Annotated in this window: 6 protein-coding genes; 3 read left to right on the top strand and 3 right to left on the bottom strand. The window is 59.4% G+C overall.

Annotated elements, in window-relative coordinates:
* A partial coding sequence (locus A3754_RS11445; RefSeq protein WP_063519789.1) for a GspE/PulE family protein occupies nucleotides 1-1,585 on the bottom strand: 1,585 nt, incomplete at its 3' end.
* Between the two features lie 265 nt (nucleotides 1,586-1,850).
* Between A3754_RS11445 and A3754_RS11440 the strand changes: the two genes are divergently transcribed.
* The 3 genes from A3754_RS11440 (at nucleotide 1,851) to argA (ending at nucleotide 5,302) form a co-directional block, all read left to right on the top strand.
* Entirely contained in the window at nucleotides 1,851-2,531 is a 681-nt protein-coding gene (locus tag A3754_RS11440; protein ID WP_063519788.1) for a TIGR00153 family protein, read from the top strand.
* A 10-nt stretch (nucleotides 2,532-2,541) separates the two neighbouring features.
* The gene (locus A3754_RS11435) at nucleotides 2,542-3,810 is read left to right on the top strand and encodes an inorganic phosphate transporter (protein WP_063519787.1); all 1,269 of its coding nucleotides are present in this window, start codon (nucleotides 2,542-2,544) and stop codon (nucleotides 3,808-3,810) included.
* Nucleotides 3,811-3,982: 172 nt separating this feature from the next.
* Nucleotides 3,983-5,302 (top strand): amino-acid N-acetyltransferase, encoded by a 1,320-nt coding sequence (gene argA, locus A3754_RS11430; RefSeq protein ID WP_063519786.1) that lies wholly within the window; start codon nucleotides 3,983-3,985, stop codon nucleotides 5,300-5,302.
* Nucleotides 5,303-5,327: 25 nt separating this feature from the next.
* Here argA and A3754_RS11425 read toward each other — a convergent pair whose 3' ends face one another.
* Together A3754_RS11425 and A3754_RS11420 are read right to left on the bottom strand one after the other, a co-directional pair.
* Nucleotides 5,328-5,828, bottom strand: a complete 501-nt coding sequence (locus A3754_RS11425) for a VOC family protein (protein ID WP_369817609.1) — start codon at nucleotides 5,826-5,828, stop codon at nucleotides 5,328-5,330.
* A gap of 176 nt (nucleotides 5,829-6,004) precedes the next feature.
* On the bottom strand, nucleotides 6,005-7,356 hold a 1,352-nt coding region (locus A3754_RS11420; protein ID WP_063519785.1), incomplete at its 5' end, for a carbamoyltransferase C-terminal domain-containing protein.

Here is a 7,356-nt window from a genome sequence, read left to right as displayed (position 1 = left end):
CCCGGCACTCCAGGCAGCCCACCGGCTGATAGAGGGTCTCCGGCATCTTCATCTTGAAGGGCCGCACCAGCTCCTCCCAGGCCTGCGGATCGGTTTCGCTGGGGGTCTTGCAGTTCGGGCAAAGGGTACGCACCAACCGCTGCGCCATCACGCCCAGCACGGTGGCACTGATCATATACGGGGCCACACCCAAATCGATCAAGCGAGTCACCGACGACGGCGCATCGTTAGTGTGCAGGGTCGACAACACCAGGTGGCCAGTAAGTGCCGCCTGAATGGCCATATCGGCGGTTTTCAGGTCGCGAATCTCCCCGATCATGATGATATCCGGATCCTGACGCAGCATGGCCTTCACCCCCTGGGCAAAGTCCACATCGATATTGGCCTGAATCTGCATCTGGTTAAAACTGGGCTCCACCATTTCGATAGGGTCCTCAATGGTGCAGACGTTCACCTCGCTGGTGGCCAGCTGCTTGAGGGTGGAATACAACGTGGTGGTTTTCCCCGAACCGGTGGGGCCGGTCACAAAGATGATGCCATGGGGATGGCTGGTCATCTGATGCCAGGTGTCATGATCCTCTTTGGTAAAACCCAGCTGTTCGAAACTGCGCACCAGCACGTCCGGATCGAACACCCGCATCACCATCTTTTCGCCAAACGCGGTGGGCAAGGTGGAAATACGCAGTTCGATCTCGGCCCCTTCCGGCGATTTGGTTTTCAGGCGGCCATCCTGGGGTTTGCGCTTTTCCGCCACATTCAAGCGGCTGAGAATCTTCAGACGGCTGGTCACCGCCGCCATGATGGCAGCGGGCAACTCGTACACATCGTGCAGCACCCCATCGATGCGAAACCGCATCTTGCCGGTTTCCCGGCGCGGCTCCAGATGAATATCACTGGCCCGCTGGGAAAACGCATACTGCAGAATCCAGTCCACAATATTGACGATATGCTGATCGTCTGCATCGTGGTGGCCCTTGCCCACTTCCAGCAATTGCTCGAAGTTGGTGATGCCCGACATTTCCTGACCGGTATTCCCGGCCGCCCCGGCGATGGAGCGGCTCAGGTTATAGAACTCGATCCGGTAGCGGCGCATCTGCTCCGGATTGACCAACACCACTTCCAGCTCACGATCGCGCAGCACCTGCTGCAAATGCGCCTGCCAGTCGCGCACAAACGGCTGATCGCAGGCCACCACCACCTTGTCGCGATGCACTTCCACCGCCACGATGCCGTGGCGCTCGGCGAACGCATAGCTCATCACATTGGTGACCTGATCCACATGCACCTTGAGCGGGTCGATGTTGTACACCGGCAACCCACTCTTGGCCGACAGCCACTGGGTCAGAAAATCCACATCCAGTAACTGGTGGGTATCGGTCCGGTCCGTGAGGCGGTATTTGGCCAGCACCTGAATGGCGTGCCAGTTCAGCTCTTTCTTCTCGCGAGGCGTGGTAGAGATGACGTTAAAGTCTTCCTTGCTGACGCGCCCTTCATCCAACAACTCACGCATCAACCAGCGCACATCAACCAGCAGGCCGTCCAGCTTGGCCGGATCCGCGGGGGCGTTAACACTCACTTTCGTCACTCTCTCTACTCTCCCTGACTCTTCACCGCACGCAATCGGGGTCATCTCATTATTCTGGCGTAGACCAAGGCGGCCTATCAGCCTCTTTACTGTAACCCTAACACTGAACCCCTGACAGCCCCGTCCGCTTTCTCTATACTCGCGACCCAATTCATGACGGAACTGTGACATCGTTGTCACCGGCCCGCCGCCGCTACCCGCCAGCAGCGAATAGCGGCATCATGGGAAGCTGTTTCCAACCCTAAAACTTGGACCCGAGGCGCCTATGTCCTTTGGAAGCTCCATTGCCGGCCTGTTCGGCCGCTCGCCAATCAAACCCCTGCAACAACACTACGACACCGTTCACGACTGTGCCCGTACGCTGGCAGACTTCTTCGCCGCCGTGACCGATAACGACTGGGACAAGGCTCGCGCCGCCCGCAAGCGCATCGCCGAGCTGGAAAACCAGGCCGACGAGCTGAAAAAAGAGTTCCGGCTGAATCTGCCCAAAAGCCTGTTCCTGCCCATGCCCCGCACCGATCTGCTCGACCTGATCAGCGTGCAGGACAAGGTGGCCAACAAGGCCAAGGACATCTCCGGGCTGATGCTGGGCCGACAAATGTCCATCCCGTCAGTGCTGGCCGATGTGATGCAAGCCTATGTACAAGGCGCCATCGACACCTCGGCCCAGGCACAAAAGGCCATCAACGAGCTCGACGAACTGATCGAGACCGGCTTCAGTGGCCGGGAAATCCGCCTGGTGGAAGAACTGATCGAAGAACTGGATCGCCTGGAGCGAGCCAACGACGAGCAACAAATCACCATCCGCGCCACCCTCTTCAAGCTGGAAAGCGAGCTGTCGCCGGTGGACGTTATCTTCCTCTACAAGATCATCGAATGGGTGGGCGATCTCGCCGATCGCGCCCAGAAAGTAGGCGGCCGCCTGCAGATGCTGGTCGCACGCTAGGAGAGTTCTTATGGAGTGGATGCTCGAGCATACCTATCTGATGCTGCTGTTGGCCGGCGCCTTCGGCTTCCTGATGGCCTGGGGGGTCGGCGCCAACGATGTGGCCAACGCCATGGGCACCTCGGTAGGCGCCAAGGCCCTCACCGTCAAACAGGCGGTGATCATCGCCATTATCTTTGAGTTTGCCGGGGCCTACCTGGCCGGCGGAGAGGTGACCGCCACCATCCGCAAGGGCATCATTGATGCCGAAACCTTCTCCCACGCCCCCCAGTATCTGGTCTACGGCATGATGTCCGCGCTGCTGGCGGCAGGCATCTGGCTGATGGTCGCCTCCTGGTTCGGCTGGCCGGTGTCCACCACCCACTCCATCGTCGGCGCCATTGTCGGCTTTGCCGCCGTGGGCCTGGGCATGGATGCAGTGCACTGGGACAAGGTGGGCTCCATCGTCGCCAGCTGGGTGACGTCGCCCTTGCTCGCCGGGGTGATTTCCTTCGCCCTGATACGCAGTGTGCAGCGACTGGTACTCAACCACGACGACCCCTTCGAGCGCGCCAAGAAAGTGGTGCCCTACTACATGTTCATGGTCGGGTTCGTCATCTCCATGGTCACCATGGTGAAGGGTCTCAAGCACATTGGCCTGGAAATCTCTTTCTTCCAGAGCTTCCTCTGGGCCCTGGGTGGTGGCGCCATCGTCATGGCGGTGGGCTCCATGTTCCTCAAACGCATCAAGCCTGACCCGGAAGCCGACAAGGACTTTCGCTTCAGCTCCGTGGAGCGGGTATTCGCCGTATTGATGATCTTCACCGCCTGCGCCATGGCCTTTGCCCACGGCTCCAACGACGTGGCCAACGCCGTGGGCCCGCTGGCGGCCATCAACAGCGTGCTGGCTTCCGGCGGCGAAGTGGGCGCCAAGGCAGCAATGCCCAGCTGGATCCTGCTGGTAGGTGCCATGGGCATCGTCTTCGGCCTCGCCATCTTCGGCGCCCGGGTGATGGCCACCGTGGGCAAGAAGATCACCGAGCTGACCCCGTCCCGCGGCTTCGCCGCCGAACTGGGCGCTGCCACCACCGTGGTTCTGGCCTCCGGCACCGGCCTGCCCATCTCCACCACCCATACCCTGGTGGGCGCCATCCTCGGCGTCGGCATGGCCCGCGGCATCGGTTCCCTGAACCTGCGCGTGATCAGCACCATCTTCACCTCCTGGGTGGTCACCCTCCCGGCAGGTGCGCTGCTCTCCATCCTGTTCTTCTATTTCTTCAAGGGACTGTTTGGGGCTTAAGGAGACGCTGCACGCATCACGCAGCAAGCAACACACCAACGCCGCCCTCCGGGCGGCGTTTTTGTTTGGCGTCGAGCATCTGGCGTCTGGCCTCAGGCGTAATTCGCTGGCTATACTGGCCAGTCAACGACTTACCTCCCTCCCATAGCGGGAAAACAGCAGGGAAAACACCGTGTCCAGCAACACACCCGACAATCAGGTCCATTGGTTCCGTCACTCCTCGCCGTACATCAACGCGCACCGGGGCCGAACCTTTGTGGTGATGCTGGCCGGGGAACTGCTGGACGGGCCACGGCTGGCTCCCCTGATCCACGACCTGGCCCTGCTCAACAGCCTGGGCATAAAGCTGGTATTGGTCCATGGCGCCCGGCCGCAAATCAGTGCGCACCTGGCCAGGGCGGGCATCGAATCCACCTTCGAACAGCACATGCGCATCACCGATAGCGCCGCGCTGGACAGCGTCATGGCCGCCGTGGGTGGGCTGCGCCTGAAACTGGAAGGGCTGTTCTCCATGGGCCTGGCCAACTCGCCCATGCACAACGCGGGCATCCGGCTGGTCAGCGGCAATTTCGTGGTGGCCAAACCGGTGGGTGTACGTAACGGCTTCGACTACCAGCACACCGGCGAAGTGCGGCGCATCGACGTGGACGCCATCCGCCAGCAACACCAGAGCGGCAACGTGGTGCTGCTCTCCCCGGTCGGCTGCTCGCCCACCGGCGAGCTGTTCAATGTGAACGCCGAAGAAGTGGCCTCCACCGCCGCCATCGCCCTGGGCGCAGACAAACTGATCCTGCTCGGTGATGACCTGCGTCTGGCTGACACCCAGGGCGACCTCATCCGCGAACTGTCGCCCCAGGAGGCCGGCAAGTTGCTGGCGGAAGACAAACGGGCAGACAACGGCATCGACCGGCAACTCACCGCGGCCTGCCACGCCGCCAGCAATGGCGTGGCACGCGCCCACCTGCTGGACGCCCTCGTGGACGGCGCGCTGATCAAGGAACTGTTCACCCGCGACGGCTGCGGCACCCTGGTCACCCGGGAAACCTACGAAACCATCCGTGGCGCCCGCATCGAAGATGTGGGTGGCATTCTGGAGCTGATCGAACCGCTGGAAGAAGACGGCACCCTGGTCCGCCGGTCAAGAGAGCTACTGGAAAACGAAATCCAGCGCTTCGCCATCATCGAACGCGACGGCATGGTCATCGCCTGCGCCGCCCTGTACCCCTTCCCGGAAGACAAGACCGGCGAACTCGCCTGCGTCGCCGTTCACTCCGGCTACCGCAAAGGCGAACGGGGCGCCCAGGTACTCGGCTATCTGGAACGGCGTGCACGGGAACAGGGCCTGCACAGCCTGTTCGTGCTCACCACGCTCACCGCGCACTGGTTTCAGCAACAGGGGTTTGAAGCGGCGGGCGTCGATGCACTGCCGGGAGCCCGGCAGTCGCTGTATAACTGGCAGCGGAATTCGAAGGTGTTTGTGAAAGCGCTGTAACCAGCCGCACACCGACAAAGCAGCTTCAAACTACCTTGCCCCCAGAGTCTATTAACGCTCTCTGATCTATCAGCGGGCTACTGAGAATCAGCAAATTGCCATTATTATCTCGCACCCGGAAATCGCGGCTGCCATAGTCCCTATCCGCCAAATCGCCAACAAAGTCGAGGCGTTGAATCGAGAATTCGCGATGGACAGCATCCACGTCACTGACAAAGATTACGCACACCCCTGAACCTGCATACGCCTTTCGTCCTTCACCAAACTCCATGATGGTTCGGCCCCTTGCGACTACGCCGTAGGGAGGATCTTGCCAGAGAACCTCAACCTCAAATCCTAGCGCCTGCTCATAAAATATCGCCGTCTCAACCACATTCCGTACCGGCAAGATTGGATTGGCGCCCAGGAACAGCTCGCCATCAGCACCGTCTTCACTCCTCAGCGTGGCAACCTCCACCTCGAGGGCCGCCGCAATACACTTGAGAGATTCCAGCCCCGTGCTATGCCCACGCTCAAGGCGCTGCACCGTCCTGACACTTAGCCCACTGAAGTCGGCTAGCTGCTCCTGTGACCAACCTCTGGAAAGTCACATGTTTTTTATCATCCGGGACGATCTCGTCAAAAACGGCCCATGACAATGTCATATCCACAAAACAGGGACCACGACAGAAATCCGACATCCCAGGGGCGCAATATCCAACGCTATGCGCCCGGAAAAACCAGGCCGCTCTCACAGAAAAGGAAGTCCACACGGTCATCTTTCAACGCCGCCAACGCTTCTTCGGGAGTATTGATAATCGGCTCCTCATGAGCGTTAAAACTGGTATTCACCAGCGACTTCAACCCCGTGAGCGCAGCAAACTCCGTCAGTACGTCATAGTACAAAGGGTTATCTTCCCGATAAATCACCTGGGGGCGAGCCGTGCCATCCACATGAACGACGGCGGGAATTCGGCTTTTCCACTCGTCCTTTACATCGGTGGTAATGGTCATAAACCGGCTCGGGTAAAGGTTTTTATCAGAAATATCGAACAGCTCCTGCGCATCGTTTTCCCGTACGAACGGGGCAAAAGGCATGAATTCGGTGCGTTGCAGCCGCTGATTGATACTGTCGTTTACTCCACGATCTGCGGGGCTCGCCACAATACTTCTGGCACCCAACGCTCTGGGGCCCATTTCCATGCCACCGTAAAAAATGGCACCCACTCCACCCTGAGCAATCAAGTCAGCGGCCTGACGAGCAGGCTCATCACCCGCTTCAACCCGGAACCCGCCCTGCCTAGCAGCCTCGAGCAAATCATCACCTGAATAATGGCGACCGAAATACAATGACGTCAGTCGTTCACGCTCAACCGGGTTACCCAATCTGTTGACCCAGTAATCAATGCAGGCACCAACCGGCAGGCCTTCGTCACTCATCGCCGGGAACACAAACACCTCGTCCACACCTTCAAGCTCGGCAATTTTCTGGTTCATCCTCACATTGGAGAACACCCCGCCAGACAACCCGATATAACGCCCCCCATGCAATGCCCTAAGCGTTTCTACCCATTCAACAAGCAGCGACTCCGTGGCCACCTGAATAGAGGCAGCCACGTCTTCCCGGCTGTCGCCTTCGAATATTGATTTCAGCGCCTGCTTCAATGCCGCAGCACCTTGCATTTCGCTGCTCAGGGCTCCGGTCTCTTTGTCGATATGCCACAGGCCCAGAATCTGCTCTGCGCGTATCGGTTTGCCAAATGCGGCAAGTCCCGTCAATTTGCCTTCATGCCGGTTCGGCATAAAACCGCAAATCTCAGTGGCGAATGCGTACGCCAGGCCAATGGATGCCCCCGTGTTTTGTGGCGTCTTCAGCGTCTCATCACCACCCAACACGCACTCCAGTCCCTTTCCGGCGTCGAGATACGCGGAGTATTGGGCATAATCCCCACCACCGTCACAGCTCAGGAAAAGGCCTTCATCCCAATCGGTGTAATACCAAGCCGCTGCCACATGACAATAGTGATGGTTGGCAAAATAAATCTCGGTTTTAGGCCCCACACCCAGCGCTTTTC

Source organism: Alcanivorax sp. HI0083 (assembly GCF_001635175.1).
This window is presented reverse-complemented; position numbering and strand designations above follow the sequence as displayed.

Coding starts and splice junctions, on each gene's coding strand:
- A3754_RS11440 (WP_063519788.1), top strand. CDS start 1,851: ATGTCCTTTGGAAGCTCCATTGCCGGCCTGTTCGGCCGCTCGCCAATC.
- A3754_RS11435 (WP_063519787.1), top strand. CDS start 2,542: ATGGAGTGGATGCTCGAGCATACCTATCTGATGCTGCTGTTGGCCGGC.